This window comes from Kitasatospora cinereorecta (genome assembly GCF_024172095.1).
GTDB lineage: Bacteria > Actinomycetota > Actinomycetes > Streptomycetales > Streptomycetaceae > Kitasatospora > Kitasatospora cinereorecta.
On the sequence record NZ_JAMZDX010000003.1, the window covers coordinates 327,744 to 345,184 of the forward strand.

A 17,441-nucleotide genomic window follows, 5' to 3' on the forward strand; every position below is an offset into this window, starting at 1 on the left:
CGGGACACGCCAGAGGCCCTGCACTCCGAGGAGGAGCGCAGGGCCTCTGCGGTGCGGCGGGGCGTCAGGAGGACTTGACGACCACGGTGCCGATGATCTTGTCGGCGAAGGTCTGCTTCTTCGCGTCCCACAGCGGCCACAGGAAGCCGATGCAGCACAGCGCCTCGTCGAGGATGTGGCAGAGCTTGCGGACGAACGCCATGCCGAAGCCGATCGGCTGGCCGTCGGCCTCGCGGACCACCCGGATGTTGACCATCTTCTTGCCGGGGGTCTGGCCGGTGGTGCCCTCCTGGTAGAGCAGCCACAGGCCGAGGCCCAGGCCGATCAGCCAGGCGATCGCGGCGACGGCGAGGCCGGCGCCCGACAGGCCGCCACCGGTGCAGCTGGTGCGGTAGGTGTACGAGTCGGTGTGGCAGCTCACCGAGGAGGAGCCGATCGCGCCGGCGATGCCGTACAGGATGCCGGTCGGCACGCCGATGATCAGGTAGTCGACGATGAACGCGACGACCCGGGCGCCCCAGCCCGCGTAGAAGTTCTGCACCATACCCGGGTTGGGGTAGCCGCCCTGCTGCGGGTAGCCGTAGCCCGGCTGCTGCGGGATGGCGCCGTAGCCGGGGGCCGGCGGCTGCTGCGGGTAGCCGTAACCGGGCTGCTGCGGCGGGGCCTGCTGCGGGTAACCGTAACCGGGCTGCTGCGGCTGGCCGTAGCCCGGCTGGGGCGGCTGCTGGCCGTAGGGGTTGTTCGGGTCGGGCGGGTAGCTCATCAATGCCTCCGGGCAGGATGGGACATGGGACAAGTTGGCAGGAAGATCCTGGGACGGACGGGCAGTTGATCGGCCGACCGGGTGGGACGATAGCGGAACGGGATGACACAGTGGAGGTCAATACCCGCCGCGATCCGCTCAGTTCAGGGCCGCGAAATGCCGAGACGGTGCAGCTGCCACGTCCAGGAGACCAGCAGGGCCGCGCCGATCAGCGCGTTCCGCCGCCCGTTGGACAGGCCCCACCACCAGCGGCCGGGGCCGAGCGGGGCGATCAGCAGGCCCACGGCGGCCACCACGGTGACCGGGTTGGCGGCCAGCGCGGCCGTCCAGTTGCCGTGGCCGGCCTCGATGAAGACGGTGGTCGAACCGCACCCCGGGCAGGGGATGCCAGTGAAGCGGCGCAGCACGCAGAGCACGCCGGGGTCGTGGGCGTCGTGCAGTTCGGCGACGGCCACCGCGGCCACCGCGCCGCCCGCGCCGCGCAGCAGGACCCGCAGCAGGGCACCCTGCAGCGAGTCGGCGGATCGCCGCCAACGGTCCGTCAACCGCGCCGCTACGGCGCCTCCGGTACTCACGCCTTCGCGGCTACGAGGATGTACACCACCAGGGCGGCCGAGATCAGCACGGCGAGCGTGTTGAGCACGATGCCGCCGATCGCCGCGTTGCGGCCCTGACCGGTGGTGTTCGACTTGTTCAGGCCGGCGATGCCGACGCCGATGCCGACCAGGCCGAGGAACCCGCCGTAGAAGCAGGTGGTCAGGATGGCGACGAAGCCCAGCGCCACGGCCGCGGTGGCCGCCGAGTTCGGCGGCGGCGTCGCACCGTAGGGCTGCGGCGGGACGGGGACCGGCGGCGGGGCCTGCTGCGGATAGCCGTACCCCGGCTGCTGGTACGCCGGCGGCTGCTGCCCGTAGCCCGCCTGCTGCCCGTATCCGGGCTGCTGGGGCGCGCCGTACCCGGGCTGCTGCTGCGGCTGCTGCCCGTAACCCGGCTGCTGCGGCTGGCCGTAGCCGCCGCCCGCGTACGGGTCGGGCGTCTGGTACGGATTGCTCACTGTCGTTCCCCCGGAATCGTCCCCCGTCGTGCCCGACCTGTCGTCACCAGGGCGGATCGGCACACATAGCAGCCCACATCGTGGTCCGGAAGGGCCCGCGCTGTCCAGCCGCGCCCATCGCACGGACACAACTGTGGCGCAACCGCAACCCGGTCCGTACGGTGGGTGAACCATGCCGGGGGCCGGACAGGTCCGCGCGGCGGATCCGGGAGAATGGCCTCATGACTGCCCAGATTCTCGATGGCAAGGCCACCGCGGCCGCGATCAAGTCCGAACTCGCCGTCCGCGTGGCGGCCCTCAAGGAGCGGGGCATCGTCCCCGGTCTCGGCACCGTCCTGGTCGGCGACGACCCGGGCAGCCGGTGGTACGTCAACGGCAAGCACAAGGACTGCGCCGAGGTCGGCATCGCCTCGATCCAGCGCGAGCTGCCGGAGACCGCGACCCAGGAGGACGTGGAGAACGTCGTCCGCGAGCTCAACGCCGACCCGACCTGCACCGGCTACATCGTCCAGCTGCCGCTGCCCAAGGGCCTCGACCCCAACCCGGTCCTGGAGCTGATGGACCCGGACAAGGACGCCGACGGCCTGCACCCCACCTCGCTCGGCCGCCTCGCGCTCGGCATCGAGGGCCCGCTGCCCTGCACCCCGCTCGGCATCGTCGAGCTGCTGCGCCGCCACGACGTCGCGATCAACGGCGCCGAGGTGGTCGTGATCGGCCGCGGCGTGACCGTCGGCCGCTCGATCGGCCTGCTGCTCACCCGCCGCAGCGAGAACGCCACCGTCACCCTGTGCCACACCGGCACCCGCGACCTGGCCTACCACCTGCGCAAGGCCGACATCGTGGTGGCCGCCGCCGGTGTGCCGCACCTGGTCAAGCCGGAGGACGTCAAGCCGGGCGCGGCCGTCCTGGACGTGGGCGTCAGCCGCAGCGAGGGCAAGATCGTCGGCGACGTCCACCCGGGCGTGGCCGAGGTGGCCGGCTGGATCTCCCCGAACCCGGGCGGGGTCGGCCCGATGACCCGCGCCATGCTGCTCAACAACATCGTCGAGGCGGCCGAGCGCCGCGCCGGCCACTGAGAGCCGTGGCCGGCCTGCGCCGCCTGCCCGGGCGGACCACCAGCACCAACCCGCCGGAGGGCGCCGCGCCCGCACTGGACCGCAGCCACTCGCTGCCGGTCCGGCAGTGGCCGATCACGCTGGTCATGGCCGTGGCCGGGCTCGGCCTGCTGATCACCTGGACGGGTCCGTTCCGGGTCGGACTGCTGACGGTCGGCGCCTCGCTGCTGGTCGCCGCGGTGCTCCGACTGGTACTGCCTGAGGTCGGCATGCTCGCCGTGCGCAGCCGCTTCACCGACGTGAGCGTGCTGGTCGTGCTCGGCGGGCTGATCATCGTCCTCACCCTGGTCGCGCAGCCGGATCCCTGGCTGCGCCTCCCGCTGCTCGACAACATCGGACGGCTGATCGGCCGGCCGGCGCACTGACGTTACGCACGTCTCATGGGGAGCCTGTTCGCAGTGAACGGGCTCCCCTTGCGATAACCTGACGCCAGGTCTCTCGATGTCGAGAGATCATCCTCGGCTCCAGTGCCGGCGCGCCTGGGGCACCTGGCGATTTGCTGGAGAGAGAGAAATGACCCGCACCCCCGTCAACGTCACCGTCACCGGAGCGGCCGGCCAGATCGGCTACGCCCTGCTCTTCCGCATCGCCTCCGGCCACCTGCTGGGTGCCGACGTGCCGGTGAACCTCCGCCTCCTGGAGATCCCGCAGGGCCTCAAGGCCGCCGAGGGCGTCGCCATGGAGCTCGACGACTGCGCCTTCCCGCTGCTGCGCGACATCACCATCACCGACCAGGCGAACGTGGCCTTCGACGGTGCCAACGTGGCCCTGCTGGTCGGCGCCCGTCCGCGCACCGCGGGCATGGAGCGCGGCGACCTGCTGTCCGCCAACGGCGGCATCTTCGGCCCGCAGGGCAAGGCCATCAACGACAACGCCGCGGACGACATCAAGGTCCTGGTGGTCGGCAACCCGGCCAACACCAACGCCCTGATCGCCCAGCGCAACGCCCCGGACGTGCCGGCCGAGCGCTTCACCGCGATGACCCGCCTGGACCACAACCGCGCGGTCGCCCAGCTCGCCAAGAAGGCCGGCGTCACCGTCGAGGACGTCAAGAAGGTCACCATCTGGGGCAACCACTCCGCCACCCAGTACCCGGACCTGTTCCACGCCGAGATCGCCGGCAAGTCGGCCTTCGACGCGGTCGGCGCGGACCAGAAGTGGGTCGAGGAGTTCTTCATCCCCAAGGTCGCCAAGCGCGGCGCCGAGATCATCGAGGTCCGCGGCGCCTCCTCGGCCGCCTCGGCCGCCAACGCCGCCATCGACCACGTCTTCACCTGGGTCAACGGCACCCCGGCCGGCGACTGGACCTCGATGGGCATCGTCTCCGACGGCTCGTACGGCGTGCCGGAGGGTCTGATCTCCTCCTTCCCGGTCACCACCAAGGACGGCAAGTTCGAGATCGTCCAGGGCCTGGACCTCTCCGACTTCGACCGCGCCCGGATCGACGCCTCGGTCGGCGAGCTCGCCGAGGAGCGCGACGCGGTCCAGGAGCTCGGCCTCATCTGAGCCGGCCCCGCAGCGAACGGCCGACGGCCGGGCACCCCGTACGGGATGCCCGGCCGTCGGCCGTTTCCGTCGTGCGTGTGGGTCAGCGGCGCACCAGCAGTGCGACCGAGATGCCCGACACCTGCTCCGCCTTCTCCAGCTTGTAGCGGTCCTGCAGCACCTTGGCGTAGCCGGGCGGCAGCGTGGTGAACGGGTCGCCGCCGTCGTCCTTGGAGATCAGCCAGATCCGCGGCGGCGGCGTCGGCCCCAGCGAGGCGACCGGGTCGCCGGTCAGCGAGGGCCACAGGTCGGCCCGCTGCTCACCGGTCAGGCCGAGGAACACGTCCCGCAGCCGGACGTTCTTCGGCAGGTAGTACCGCACGCCCGCGTCCACGCCCCACCACAGAGCCCACTGCTGCTGGCCGTAGGCCGCGGCGTCGCCCGGCCGGTAGCCGGCCGCCACCAGGTCGGCCGCCGCCCGGTAGTCGAGCGGGGTGAACCAGGTGACCGGCTCGGGGTAGGTGTAGTCGGCGTGCGACAGCGGCCGGTGCATGGCCCGCAGGTCGGGGGCGGCCAGCACGGCCAGCGCCAGCAGGCCGACCACCATCCCGCGCAGCCGGACCACCGCCAGGCCGGCACCGGCCATCACCGCCCAGCCGGGCACCACGAAGAACAGGTACTTCGGCATGAAGTACGAGACCGAGGCCTTCTGCGAGATCACCCAGATCGCCGCCACCGGCAGCACCGCGAGGACCGAGCCGAACAGCGCCGACTGCCGGCGGTCCGACCCCCAGGCCAGCGCGGCCGCGAGCAGGATCGCCCCGGTGACCAGCGTCCCGCCGAAGATCTGCAGCCAGATGGTGGACAGCTCGGCCAGGTGCGGCCGGGTGATCCAGCCGATCTGCCGGCCCGCCTGCTGCTCGCCCAGCTTGACCAGCGGGTACGCGGCGGCCACCCCGACCAGCGCGGCGAGCGCGAACCCGGCCGGGATCCGCCAGTCCCGCCGGCTGCGCCACCAGGCGAGCAGCACCCCGACGGCGTGCGCCCCCAGGAAGACCAGCGACACCAGGTGGAGATAGGCCGCCGCTGCCACCGCCCCCGCGTAGCACAGCCAGCGCACCACCCCCGGTCGCTCCAGGGCCCGCAGCAGCAGGAGCAGCGCCCCCGCGGCCACCAGCATCACGAACGCGTACGAGCGGGCCTCCTGGGCGTACCGGGTCACCGTCGGGACCAGCGCGAACACCAGACCCGCGGCGAGACCGGCGCGCTCGCCGAACATCCGGCGCCCGGCCAGCGCCGTGCAGCCGGCGGCGCCCGCCATCGCCAGCACGGTCGGCAGGCGCAGCATGGCCGGCGAGTCGCCGAACACCGAGATCCAGTAGTGCAGCAGCAGGTAGTAGGTGCCGTGGACGGCGTCGACGTTCTGCAGCATGTCCCAGATCGCGCCGGCGGGCCGGCGGACCACCGAGAGCGTGGCCAGCTCGTCGTGCCACAGCACCGGCGTAGCGATCCGGTAGAGGCCGCAGGCGAGGGTGGCCAGCACCGGCCACAGCCAGACGCTGCGCAGCAGCCGGCGTGCGGCGCGGGCACTGTCGGGCCGGCGCCGGCTCCGTGGCGGCGCGGACGGGTCCGCGGGGGCGTCGGAGAGGGGGGTGGTCCGGGCCATGTGCGTCCTGGGGAGCGTGGGGGGAGTCGGTCGGTCTGCCAGGAATTATGGCGGTCCGGTCGTTCTGCCCGCAGCGGGGGTCCTCCCGCCTAGGATGACCCGCTGTGAGTGAAACCCTGCAGGACGCCGCGCTCGTCCTGGTCTTCATCCTGCTGGGCGGACTGTTCAACGTCGCCGAGATCTCGCTGATCTCGCTGCGCGAGGGACAGATCCGCACCCTGGAGGCGGCCGGCACCAAGCGGGCCGCCCGGGCCGCCCATCTGGCGGCCGACCCCAACCGCTTCCTCGCCGCCGTCCAGGTGGGCGTCACCTGCATGGGCTTCCTGTCCGCGGCCTTCGGCGCCGACACGCTGTCCGGGAAGCTGGCCCCGGTCTTCGTCGACCTGGGGCTCTCCGAGGGGGTGGCCGACGCGGTCGCCCTGGTCGGCCTGACCCTGGTGATCTCCTACGTCTCGCTGGTGCTCGGCGAGCTCACCCCCAAGCGGATCGGCCTGCAGCGGGCCGACTCCATCGCGGTGCTGGCCGCACCGGTGGTGGACGTGATGTCGGTGGCGCTGCGTCCGGTGATCTGGCTGCTCGGCCACTCGACCAACCTGATGGTGCGCCTGCTCGGCGGCGACCCGAAGGCGGGCCGGGGCTCGATGAGCCAGGAGGAGCTGCGCGGCCTGGTCGCGGCCAACACCGAGCTGGGCAGCGACGAGCGGACCCTGATCAACGACGTGTTCGCGGCCGGCGAGCGCCAGCTGCGCGAGGTGATGGTGCCGCGCACCGAGGTCACCTTCCTGGACGCCGACCGGCTGGTCTCCGAGGTCCGCCCGGAGACCGACGACTCCCCGCACTCCCGCTACCCGGTGGTGGAGGGCTCGTACGACGCGGTGACCGGCTTCGTGCACGTGCGCGACCTGTACGGGGTGCGCGGGGAGCGGGCGGCCCGGGTCCGCGACCTGGCCCGGCCGGTCAAGCTGCTGCCGGCCACCAAGCGGGTGCTGGCCGCGATGGGGGAGATGCGCCGGGAGGGCCACCACCTGGCGATCGTGGTGGACGAGTACGGCGGCACGGCCGGCATCGTCACCCTGGAGGACCTGGTCGAGGAGGTGATCGGCGAGATCCGCGACGAGTACGACGCGCAGGACACCACCGCGACCCGGCTGCTGGCCGGCGGCGCGATGGAGCTGGACGGCCTGCTCAACCTGGCCGACTTCACCGAGGAGACCGGCTTCACCCTGCCGGAGGGCCCGTACGAGACGGTGGCCGGCTTCGTGGTGCGGGAGCTGGGCCGGCTGCCCGAGCAGGGCGACCAGGTGCTGACCGAGGACGGCGCCCGGCTGACCGTGGCCAAGTTGGACGGTCGGCGCATCGAACGCATCCGGGTGAGTGCGGTCACACTGTCGAATCCTCCAGGAGCGGAAGTTTCCTGAGGGGTCGGTGAAGCTGGAACAATGGCGCCCATGGTCAACGCAGCGGTCACCGGTCCCGTGAAGGACCGCCTCCGGGTGCTCTCCGGCATCCAGCCCACGTCCGGCTCCTTCCACCTGGGCAACTACCTCGGCGCGGTGCGCCAGTGGGTGGATCTCCAGGAGGCCAACGACGCCTTCTACATGGTGGTCGACCTGCACGCGATCACCGTGCCGCAGGACCCGGCGGTCCTGCGCGAGAACACCCGGATCTCCGCCGCCCAGCTGCTGGGCGCGGGCCTGGATCCGGAGCGGTGCACCCTCTTCGTCCAGTCGCACGTGCCCGAGCACGCGCAGCTCGGCTGGGTGATGAACTGCCTGACCGGCTTCGGCGAGGCCAGCCGGATGACCCAGTTCAAGGACAAGTCGTCCAAGCAGGGTGCCGAGGGCACCACGGTCGGCCTGTTCACCTACCCGATCCTGCAGATTGCCGACATCCTGCTCTACCAGGCCGACGCGGTGCCGGTGGGCGAGGACCAGCGCCAGCACGTGGAGCTCACCCGCGACCTCGCGGAGCGCTTCAACAGCCGCTACGCGCCGACCTTCACCGTCCCCAAGCCGTACATCCTCAAGGAGACGGCGAAGATCCAGGACCTGCAGGACCCGGCCATCAAGATGAGCAAGTCGGCGTCCTCGCCCAAGGGCCTGGTCAGCCTGCTGGACGAGCCGAAGGTCTCCGCGAAGAAGTTCAAGAGCGCGGTCACCGACACCGGCACGGTGGTCTCCTACGACGAGGAGGAGAAGCCGGGCGTCTCCAACCTGCTGCGGATCCACTCGGCGCTCAGCGGCCAGTCGGTCGAGCAGCTGGTCGCGCACTTCGAGGGCAAGATGTACGGCGCCCTGAAGACCGAGCTGGCCGAGCTGTTCACCGCCTGGGTGGAGCCCTTCCAGGCCCGCACCAGGGAGTTCCTGGACGACCCGGCCGAGCTGGACCGGGTGCTGGGCCTGGGCGCCGAGAAGGCCCGCGCGGTGGCCTCCGAGACCCTGAGCACGGTCTACGACCGCATCGGCTTCCTCCCGCCGAAGCGCTGATGCCAGCCGGGGCCGGTTTCGAGGGCGGCGACCTCCCCGAGGTCGTCACCATCGGCGTGTCCATACACGTCCCGGAGCCGTACGGCTCGGCCGTCCAGGACGCCCGGGCCGGCTTCGGCGATCCGCTGGCGCGCTCGATACCCACCCACGTCACCCTGCTGCCGCCGACCGAGGTGGCCTCCACCCGGCTGGCCGGGATCGAGGCGCACCTGCGGGCGGTGGCGGCCGGGCACCGGCCGTTCCGGATGCTGCTGCAGGGCAGCGGCACCTTCCGGCCGGTGTCGCCGGTGGTGTTCGTCCGGGTCGAGGAGGGCGCCCAGGAGTGCCGGGTGCTGGAGGCGGACGTCCGCTCCGGCCCGCTCTCGCGGGAGCTGGCCTTCCCGTACCACCCGCACGTCACGGTCGCCCACGGGCTGCCCGATGAGGTGCTGGACCAGGCGTACGAGAAGGCCCGCGGCTTCCACGCGACCTTCGAGGTGACCGGATTCGTGCTGTCCCGGTTCGGGCCGGACGAGGTCTGGCGCCCCTGGCGCGGCTACCCCTTCGGCGCCTGAGCGCTCCCTCCGGCCCAGCGGAAAGCCCCCTCGGACGATCTCCCGATCGTCCGAGGGGGCTTTTTTCCGAGCTACTCCTGCTCGCCCAGCATCGCGTCGACCACCCGGCCGGAGGCCTGGCCGTCGTCCAGGTCGCAGTACACCTCGCGGAACGCCGCGTACGTGTCGGCGTACCGCTCGGTGAAGTCCTCGACCCGGCCGAGCGCGTCGACCAGCTCGGCCGACGTGGCCAGCAGCGGGCCGGGCGCCTGCGCCTCGAAGTCGAAGGTGAACCCGCGCAGGTTGTCCCGGTAGTGCTCCAGGTCGTACGTGAAGAACAGCATCGGGCGGCCGGTGTTCGCGAAGTCGAACATCGCCGAGTTGTAGTCGGTGACCAGGACGTCGGCGACCAGCAGCAGGTCGGCCATGTCCGGGTAGCTGGTGACGTCCCAGACGTAGCCGTCGCCGGCCTCGACCACCTGGGCGCAGACCAGCTCGTGGCCGCGGATCAGCAGCACCTGGTCCTCGCCGAGGGCGGCCTTCGCGGCCTCCAGATCGATCCGCAGGTCCAGCTGGTAGCCGTCCTGCGGGCGGCGGCGGTCCTCCCGGAAGGTCGGCGCGTAGAGCACCACCTTCTTGCCCTCGGGCAGGCCGAGCCGCTCGCGCACCTGCTCGGCGGTCTTCTCCCGGTCCGCGGCGAACAGCACGTCGTTGCGCGGGTAGCCGGTCTCCAGGATCTCGCCCTCGAACTTGAAGGCGCGGCGCAGCACCGGGGTGGACACCCGGTTCGGCGAGACCAGCAGCGACCAGTGCGGGACCTCCTGGACCAGGTGCTCCAGGTACTCCGAGTCGGTGAACCAGACCTTCTCGAAGTCGTGGCCGATCTGCTTCAGCGGGGTGCCGTGCCAGGTCTGCACCACCACCTGGCCCGGACGCCGGGTGAAGAACGGCGGCAGGTGGGTGCTGGTCACCACGTACTTGGCGGTGGCCAGGGCCTCGTACCACTCCGGCGACCAGCGGCGGACCGCCTCGGCGGTCTGCGGCAGGTCGGCCTGCAGGTCGTCGCTGGCCCACAGGTGGCGCAGCGGGGCGCCGCGGCGCACCAGCTCCTCGTGGACGGCGCGCGGCGAGCCCGCGTACCGGCTGCGCTTGCCGGTGTAGTACAGCACCGCGTCGGCCAGCGGACGGCGCTGGGTCTGCGGGAAGGCCGTGCGCTGCTGGCGCTGGCGGAAACCGCTGCGCTCCTCCGGCGGCAGCACGTCGTGCGACTCCAGCGACAGCAGGTCGTACTTGCGGCGCTCCAGGGCGATCCGCTTGCCGCGGGCCACCACCTCGACCGGCAGGGTGCCGTGGCAGGACGGGCCGAGCAGGGCCTGCGGCCACAGCGACTCGGGGTCGGCGCCGACCGGGCGGAAGAACACCTCCCAGGTGCCCTTGTACAGCGGCACCTGGCCGGCGTAGCTGGCGGTCGGCACGGCCGGCAGCGCGGTCTGGAAGCGGCCGTCGGCGATCTCCACCGGGTAGCGGTGCTCCTCCTCGCGCCAGGCGTGCCGGATCACCAGCTCGTAGCGGTGCGCGCCGGACAGCGGGAAGGTGCCGCTGAGCACGAAGCCGTCGCCGTCGCGGGCGGCCGAGATCTCCTCGATGACCGGCTGCAGCACCTGGTCGGTCAGCTGCAGGTAGCCGCTCGGGGAGGGCTTGGAGTAGAGCGCCCGGGGGCCGGCGCCGGGCTCGGCGAGCGGGTCGACCAGCGGGACGTCCAGGTGGCTGGGCGCGGCGCGCTCGTCCACCACTATCGGCAGGGTGGTGCCGTCGGTGAGCTTCAGCGCGCTGTCCCAGCGGTCGCGCAGGCGCTCCTCGGCCGCCGGGTCGAGCGCGTCCCAGGCCCTGCGGACGGCGGTCAGCTCGGCGATCGGCACCTCGGCGGTGAACGGGACGTGGCGGCCCACCGGCACGCCCAGCTCCAGCGGGAAGGCCAGGTGGCGGTCGGACTCCACGTGGCTCATCCGCAGCTCGGCGCCGGCCAGGTCGGCGCCGGAGACCACCAGGCCCTCGATCCGCACCGTGCCGCGCTCGGCCGAGACCTTCACGGCCCGCGCCCGCACCTGCTCCACCCGCAGGTGGACGTAGTTGTCGTTGGACAGCCAGGAGACGATCCGGACGTCCTCGTCGACCCAGTGCACCGGCGGGTACTCGGCGGTGTCGCTCCAGCCGCCGGAGACCCGGCCCTTGTAGACGCCGCCCTTGCCCATGCCGGCCACCAGCATGCGCCAGGAGCCGTCCTTCCACTGGCCGCGGTGCTTGAGCCGCTCCGGGTCGATCACCGCGGAGAAGCCGGCCCAGTCGCAGCTGTACAGGTCGTGCGGCGAGCTGGCGGTGGCCTCCGGGCTGTACATGGTCTTCGTCTGCACCATGACCACGCGGCGGCCCCGGGCCTCGCGCAGCACCAGCACCTTGACCATGTCGTTCTTGTTCTCGGCGCCCAGGTGCTCCGGGAAGGCGTGCCCGGTCAGGTGCAGCTTCCCGTCCTCCCAGCCGGCCTGGTACAGCCGGCTGCGCATCACCAGCGCGTTGTTCAGCCGCAGCAGCTCGGCCGGCACGCTCCTGCGGCCGCCGCGCAGGAACGGGTAGTCCGCGTACGGGCGCAGCAGGCCGCGGGCCGGGGCGGCGCCGTTGCTGTCCTTCTCGAAGCGCAGCTGCTCGATCAGCTCGTCCATCCGGCCCTGCAGGGTCAGGTGGTACTTCAGCCGCAGCGGGGCGCGCAGCTTGCGCACCTGCTCCGGACCGATCGCGCGCAGCAGCCGGGTGACCGACTCCTGGTACCCGGCGTTGTAGGCGGGGTCGCCCTCCAGCACCGAGTTGAAGAACATCGGGATCTCCTCGACGAGGTTGTTCTCGTCGTAGGAGCGCAGGTACTTGCGGAACTTCGGGTCGGTCTGCTCCAGCATCCAGGCGCGGACCAGCTCCATCGACTTCACCCGGTCGATGACGCCCTTGGGGTTGGTCTTCATCTGGGTGATCGACATCTCGCCGACCTCGCGCTCGCGCCAGTGGTAGATCGGCTCGGAGAGCACGTCCACCCGACGGGCGAGGTAGTGGTGCGGGACGCTCACCGGGGCGTCCTCGTACAGGATGCCCTCGGGGTACAGGACGCCGGCGCGGTCGAAGAACTCGCGGCGGTAGACCTTGTTCCAGGCGGTGCGGTCGGTCACCAGCGCGGGGATCTCGGTGATGTGCGTCCGCAGTCGGGTCTCCTTGAACGGCTTCTTGTGGCCGCCCGAGGGGTAGTAGCCGACCGCGCGGAACCGCAGCACGTTGCCGGTGCAGAAGTCGGAGCCGGTCTTGTCGAGGGTGCCGATCATCAGCTCGTACGCGCTGGGCGGCAGGGTGTCGTCGGAGTCGACGAACGCCAGGAACTCGGTGCCCTCGGCGATGTGCCGCCACCCGGTGTTGCGGGCGGCGCCGAGGCCCTGGTTCTCCTGCTTCACCAGGCGGAAGCGGGAGTCCTTGGCGGCGTACGCCTCCGCGATGGCGGCGCTGGAGTCCTTCGAGCCGTCGTCGACCATGACGCACTCGAAGTCGTCGAAGGTCTGCGCGGCGAGGGAGTCCAGGCATTCCTCGAGGTAGCGCTCGACGTTGTAGATCGGGACGACGATGGAGAGGCGGGGGGCCATCGGCTGCGCAGGACCTTTCATCAGCGGGCGCGAGCGGCTTGCCCGGTTTGCGAGGAACCGGCCGGATACCAGCCGCGATCCTACCTCCCGAGTCTTGCTAGTCTGCGCGGGCCAGGCCAGGTCAGGAGAGTGACGAATGCCCCGCTTCAGCGTGATCGTGCCGGTGTACCAGGTGGAGGAGTACCTCCAGCAGTGCCTCGACTCGGTACTGTCCGAGCCGTACACCGACTACGAACTGATCGCGGTGGACGACCGCTCGCCCGACGGGAGCGGGGTGATCCTGGACAAGGCCGCCGCCGCCGACCCGCGGGTCACCGTGCTCCACCTGGAGAACAACGTCGGCCTCGGCCGGGCCCGCAACGCCGGCCTCGAGGTCGCCACCGGCGAGTACGTGCTCTTCCTGGACAGCGACGACACCCTCACCCCGGGCCTGCTCGCCGACCTCGACGCCCGGCTGCGCGCCACCGGCGACCCGGACATCGCGATCTACGACTACGCCCGCACCTACTGGGACGGCCGGGTCGTCCGCTCCGCCTCCGCCGGCATCTTCGGCCGGCCCGGACCGGACGCCTTCGCCCTGGACGAGCGCCCCGAGGTGCTCGACATCCTCATGGTGGTGTGGAACAAGGCCTACAAGCGCGAGTTCGTCGACGCCCAGGGACTGGTCTTCCCGGCCGGCTACTACGAGGACACCCCCTGGACCTTCCCGGCGCTGCTCGCCGCCGACCGGATCACCCTGCTCGACCAGGTCGGACTCCACTACCGCCAGCGCCGCGAGGGCGGCAACATCCTCGCCACCCCCAGCCGCAAGCACTTCGACATCTTCGACCAGTACGACCTGGTCTTCGCCTTCCTCGACCGGCGCCCCGACCTCGACCGCTGGCGCCCCGAGATCTACGGCCGGATGCTGCGCCACCTGCTCACCATCGTCACCAAGCCCGACCGGGTGCCGCCCGCCGACCGCCGCGAGTTCTTCCGCCGCGCCGCCGCGCACTGCGCCCGGCTGCGGCCCGCCGACTACCGCGCACCCGGCGGATCCATCGGCCTGCGCACCGAACTCCTCAGCCGCGGCCACTGGTTCGCCTTCCAGGGAGCCCGCGCCGCAGCCCGCGCCCGGCGGATGATCAAGCGCTGACCCGCCCGCCCCGGCCGCGCGCCGCCCCGGCCGGGCGGGCGCGGCACGGTATACACCGACCGTGGAGTTCCTCACCAAACTGCCGGTGATCGGCCCCCTGGCCGCCCGCGTGCTGCGCAGCCGCCCGTACCGCACCTACGTCCACTTCACCGACGTCAAGGGCAACCGGCTGGCCGGCGCGGTCACCTTCTTCGGCTTCCTCGCCCTCTTCCCGCTGCTCACCGTCGCCCTGGCGATCGCGGTGGCGGTGCTCAGCGACTCCCGGGTCGCCGAGCTGCAGAAGAAGATCTCCGAGCAGGTGCCGGGCCTGTCCGACCGGCTCGACCTGCCCGGCCTGGTCGCCAACGCCGGCACCGTCGGCCTGGTCAGCGGCGTGCTGCTGCTGCTCTCCGGCCTCGGCTGGGTGGACACCCTGCGCGGCTCGGTGCGCGACGTGTGGCGCCTGCCCGACGAGGGCGGCAACCCGGTCCTGGTGAAGGGCAAGGACTGCCTGGTCCTGCTCGGCCTCGGCGTGGTCTGCCTGTTCTCGCTCGCCCTGTCCGCCACCGCCACCACCCTGGCCCACCGGGTCGCCGACGCGATCGGCCTGCACGGCGGCGCCGGCCGCTGGCTGCTGTCCGCGATCGGCTTCCTCATCGCCGTCGGCGCCGACCTGCTGCTCTTCGCCTACCTGCTGGCCCCCTTCCCGCGGATCACCGACCAGCGCCGCCGCGACCTGGCCCAGGGGGCGCTGATCGGCGCCGTCGGCTTCGAGCTGCTCAAGGTGCTGCTCTCCTCGTACCTCGGCTCGGTTGCCGGCCGGAGCCTGTACGGCGCCTTCGGCGTCCCGGTCGCACTGCTCCTCTGGATGAACTTCGTCACCCGTTTGCTGCTCTTCTGCGCCTCCTGGACAGCCCTCGCCGATCCGGCCGCCGCCCGTCTGCGCGCCGCCGAGCAGGCCGACCGGGCCCGCGCCGCGGCCACCGAGGACATCGGCTGATCCACTGTCGGTCGCCGGAACCAGTGGCTATGATCCCCGTCACAGTGACCCTGGAGGCCGTACCGTGTCCGACTCCGCACCTTCTGCACCGGTAACGCCCGACGACGTGCCCGGGTGGTTCTTCCCGGTCGACCAGGCGGCCTTCGCCTGGTTCCTCAGTCGGCAGACCGACGCCGGTACCACCGGCGATCTGCTCGAACTGGGCGCCTACCTCGGGCGCAGCGCCATCCTGCTCGGCGACCACCTTCAGCCGGGCGAGAGCTTCACCGTCTGCGACCTCTTCGACTCCGAGGCGCCGGACTCCGAGAACTCCGCCGAGATGGCGATGTCCTACCGGGACTCCCTGACCCGCCGGGCGTTCGAGGCCAACTACCTGGCCTTCCACCCGCAGCTGCCCACCGTGATCCAGGCCCCCACCTCGGTCCTGGCCGACGGCCGGATCCGCACCGGCAGCTGCCGCTTCGTCCACGTGGACGCGTCGCACCTGTACGAGCACGTGGCGGGCGACATCCAGGTCGCCCGGGACGCGCTCGCCAAGGAGGGCCTGGTGGCCCTCGACGACTACCGCTCCCCGCACACCCCCGGCGTCTCCGCCGCGGTCTGGGAGGCCGTCTTCGACCACGGCCTCAAGCCGGTGCTGCTGACCCCGGAGAAGTTCTACGGCACCTGGGGCGACGCGGACGCGCTCACCCGGGTGCTGCTGGAGCGGGACTGGCGCGGCGAGGGCTTCCGGATGGACGAGGAGCTGATCGCCGGGCAGGTCTGCCACCGGCTGGCCAAGGACCCGGCGCCGGCCCCCGGCCCGGCGCCGCGGTCCGCCGCCCCGCAGCGCTCGGCCGCCCGCCGGCTCGCCCTGGACGTCCTGCCCCCGTTCGCCACCCGGGCCACCCGCCGCGCGCTGCGGGCCGCCCGCGCCCGCCGCAGCCACTGAGCGCCCCCCGGCGTCCGCCGCCGCGCTCAGCGGCGGCGGATCGCCGTGGCGCCCGGCAGGTGCGGTCCCATCACGGCCGCACCGGCCAGCAGGGCGCGGGCCCTGCGCCGGCGTCGGCGGATCGCCCGCAGCCGCAGCGCCACCACCGCGGCGAACAGCGAGCCGAGGGCGGCCAGCGTCCAGGTGAGCACCCCCACCCAGGCCGTGGCGGCGGTGGCGCCGGTCGGTACGGCCTGCGGCACTCCGGGCAGCCTGGCCGCTGCGGGGGCAGCGGCCGCGGGCGGGGCGAGGTCCTCGGCCAGCGTGCCGACCGGGGCGACCTTCCCGGCGGCGGCGAAGCCCCAGTCGAGCAGCGCCGCGGTCTCGTCGTAGACCCCCGGGCTGGTCTCGGTGTGCATCACGGTCACCAGCAGGGTCCGGCCGCCGCGCTCGGCCGCGCCGGTGAAGGTCGCGCCGGCGTTGGTGGTGTAGCCGTTCTTCACCCCGATCAGCCCCGGGTACTTGCCGAGCAGCCGGTCGGTGTTGGCGATGCCGAAGCTGCCGCGCTGCCCGGTGGTCTTGTCGACCGCGCCCGGGAACTGCGCGGTGCGGGTGGCGCAGTAGGCGCGGAAGTCCGGGTTCTTCAGCCCGGCCCGGGCGAACAGTGTGAGGTCGTACGCCGAGGAGAGCTGCCCGTCCTCGTCGTAGCCGTCCGGGGTGACCACGTGGGTGTCGTCGGCCTGCAACTGCTCGGCGCGGGTCTGCATGTCGGCGACGGTGCGGTCCACGCCGCCGTTCATGTGGGCGAGCACGTGCACCGCGTCGTTCCCCGAGCTGAGGAAGACCCCGCGCCACAGGTCCTCGACCCGGTAGTCCTGGTCCTCTTTGATGCCGACTAGGCTGGAGCCCGCGCCCATGCCGGCCAGCTCGGCGGTGGTGACGTGGTGGACCGTGCTCTTGTCGAGCCGCGGCAGCACGGTGTCGGCGAACAGCATCTTGAGGGTGGAGGCGGGCGGCAGCCGGTCGTGCGCGTTGAACGCCGCCAGCACCTCGCCGGTACCGGCGTCGGCCACCAGCCAGGAGCGGCCGGTGAGATTGCCCGGCAGGGCGGGCGCGCCCGACCGCGGGGAGACCTGGACACCCGCCGCGGAGAGCCGCGCCCCGCCGATCGTGGTGCGGCCCGGTGGGGGAGCGTCCTGCGGCCGCGCGGCGGCGGGGCCCGCGGCGAGCAGGCCGACGGTGAGGGCGATCGAGCTGTACCCGATCCGACGGATTATCTGCATTTTCGGACGGTACCCGCACCATCGCGTCAGGCACGGCAGGGCCGGAGGTGTCCTTCGACCGTGTACCCGCCGCTGGTCCGTCCGGCCCAGTCGGCATACTGGGGGCCATGAAGCTCAGCCGCACCCTGTCCTGGTTCCTCACCGCGTTCGGCGTCTGGTCGCTGTTCATCTGGACGACCTTCGTGAAGAACCTCTGGAAGGACTCCGGCGGCCAGGCCTTCGTGGGCGGCGACCACTCCCAGCCCACCGCCTTCTTCTGGGTCCACCTGCTGCTGGCGATCACCTCGCTCGCGCTCGGCGTCGCCATCGGCGCCATCGGCGTCCGCGGCCTGCGGGCGCTGAAGCGCGCCTGACACCC

General features: G+C 72.2%; 16 protein-coding genes. 10 read left to right on the top strand and 6 right to left on the bottom strand.

All coding sequences use genetic code 11. From position 1 onward, the window contains the following. Positions 1-64 precede the first annotated feature (64 nt). The 3 genes from FHR36_RS15120 to FHR36_RS15130 all read right to left on the bottom strand — a co-directional run bounded on the left by FHR36_RS15120 (position 65) and on the right by FHR36_RS15130 (position 1,817). Positions 65-763 carry an RDD family protein gene (locus FHR36_RS15120; protein ID WP_253797515.1) on the bottom strand — a complete coding sequence of 233 codons (699 nt, stop codon included), beginning with the start codon at positions 761-763 and terminating at the stop codon, positions 65-67. Positions 764-906: 143 nt separating this feature from the next. Continuing rightward, entirely contained in the window at positions 907-1,338 is a 432-nt protein-coding gene (locus FHR36_RS15125) for a DUF2752 domain-containing protein (RefSeq protein WP_253797517.1), read from the bottom strand. Further along, complete coding sequence (locus tag FHR36_RS15130; protein WP_253797524.1) at positions 1,335-1,817, bottom strand: hypothetical protein; 483 nt, start codon at positions 1,815-1,817, stop codon at positions 1,335-1,337. The genes FHR36_RS15125 and FHR36_RS15130 overlap by 4 nt, the downstream gene beginning before the upstream one ends. Positions 1,818-2,038: 221 nt before the next feature. Between FHR36_RS15130 and FHR36_RS15135 the strand changes: the two genes are divergently transcribed. The 3 genes from FHR36_RS15135 (at position 2,039) to FHR36_RS15145 (ending at position 4,438) form a co-directional block, all read left to right on the top strand. Then, positions 2,039-2,893: a bifunctional methylenetetrahydrofolate dehydrogenase/methenyltetrahydrofolate cyclohydrolase gene (locus FHR36_RS15135; RefSeq protein WP_253797526.1), complete on the top strand. Its 855-nt coding sequence runs from the start codon at positions 2,039-2,041 to the stop codon at positions 2,891-2,893. Between the two features lie 5 nt (positions 2,894-2,898). Next, the gene (locus FHR36_RS15140; protein WP_253797528.1) at positions 2,899-3,297 is read left to right on the top strand and encodes a DUF3017 domain-containing protein; all 399 of its coding nucleotides are present in this window, start codon (positions 2,899-2,901) and stop codon (positions 3,295-3,297) included. 148 nt (positions 3,298-3,445) lie between these two features. Then, a complete protein-coding gene (locus FHR36_RS15145; RefSeq protein ID WP_253797530.1) occupies positions 3,446-4,438 on the top strand; it encodes a malate dehydrogenase in 993 nt (330 codons plus the stop codon). 82 nt (positions 4,439-4,520) lie between these two features. Here FHR36_RS15145 and FHR36_RS15150 read toward each other — a convergent pair whose 3' ends face one another. Further along, the gene (locus FHR36_RS15150; RefSeq protein ID WP_253797531.1) at positions 4,521-6,083 is read right to left on the bottom strand and encodes a glycosyltransferase family 39 protein; all 1,563 of its coding nucleotides are present in this window, start codon (positions 6,081-6,083) and stop codon (positions 4,521-4,523) included. A gap of 104 nt (positions 6,084-6,187) precedes the next feature. Between FHR36_RS15150 and FHR36_RS15155 the strand changes: the two genes are divergently transcribed. The 3 genes from FHR36_RS15155 to FHR36_RS15165 are packed head-to-tail and all read left to right on the top strand — an operon-like array spanning position 6,188 to position 9,123. Further along, positions 6,188-7,501 carry a hemolysin family protein gene (locus FHR36_RS15155; protein ID WP_253797533.1) on the top strand — a complete coding sequence of 438 codons (1,314 nt, stop codon included), beginning with the start codon at positions 6,188-6,190 and terminating at the stop codon, positions 7,499-7,501. A 30-nt stretch (positions 7,502-7,531) separates the two neighbouring features. After that, positions 7,532-8,569: a tryptophan--tRNA ligase gene (gene trpS, locus FHR36_RS15160; protein ID WP_253797535.1), complete on the top strand. Its 1,038-nt coding sequence runs from the start codon at positions 7,532-7,534 to the stop codon at positions 8,567-8,569. Further along, complete coding sequence (locus FHR36_RS15165; protein WP_253797537.1) at positions 8,569-9,123, top strand: 2'-5' RNA ligase family protein; 555 nt, start codon at positions 8,569-8,571, stop codon at positions 9,121-9,123. Before trpS ends, FHR36_RS15165 begins: the two co-directional genes overlap by 1 nt. Before the next feature lie 71 nt (positions 9,124-9,194). Here the strand turns inward: FHR36_RS15165 and FHR36_RS15170 are convergent, their stop codons facing one another. Further along, positions 9,195-12,776 (bottom strand): bifunctional glycosyltransferase/CDP-glycerol:glycerophosphate glycerophosphotransferase, encoded by a 3,582-nt coding sequence (locus tag FHR36_RS15170; protein WP_253797538.1) that lies wholly within the window; start codon positions 12,774-12,776, stop codon positions 9,195-9,197. A 136-nt stretch (positions 12,777-12,912) separates the two neighbouring features. Between FHR36_RS15170 and FHR36_RS15175 the strand changes: the two genes are divergently transcribed. From FHR36_RS15175 to FHR36_RS15185, 3 genes are all read left to right on the top strand, one after another. Continuing rightward, on the top strand, positions 12,913-13,911 hold the full coding sequence (locus FHR36_RS15175; RefSeq protein WP_253797548.1) for a glycosyltransferase family 2 protein: 999 nt from the start codon (positions 12,913-12,915) through the stop codon (positions 13,909-13,911). A 61-nt stretch (positions 13,912-13,972) separates the two neighbouring features. Further along, the gene (locus FHR36_RS15180; RefSeq protein WP_253797551.1) at positions 13,973-14,890 is read left to right on the top strand and encodes a YihY/virulence factor BrkB family protein; all 918 of its coding nucleotides are present in this window, start codon (positions 13,973-13,975) and stop codon (positions 14,888-14,890) included. Positions 14,891-14,954: 64 nt separating this feature from the next. Continuing rightward, entirely contained in the window at positions 14,955-15,821 is an 867-nt protein-coding gene (locus tag FHR36_RS15185; RefSeq protein ID WP_253797553.1) for a class I SAM-dependent methyltransferase, read from the top strand. Positions 15,822-15,847: 26 nt separating this feature from the next. On the opposite strand, the gene FHR36_RS15190 is transcribed toward FHR36_RS15185, so the two are convergent. Beyond that, positions 15,848-17,083, bottom strand: a complete 1,236-nt coding sequence (locus FHR36_RS15190) for a D-alanyl-D-alanine carboxypeptidase family protein (protein ID WP_253797555.1) — start codon at positions 17,081-17,083, stop codon at positions 15,848-15,850. Positions 17,084-17,190: 107 nt separating this feature from the next. On the opposite strand from FHR36_RS15190, the gene FHR36_RS15195 reads away from it, so the two are divergent. After that, entirely contained in the window at positions 17,191-17,436 is a 246-nt protein-coding gene (locus FHR36_RS15195) for an SCO4848 family membrane protein (RefSeq protein WP_253797557.1), read from the top strand. Positions 17,437-17,441 lie beyond the last annotated feature (5 nt).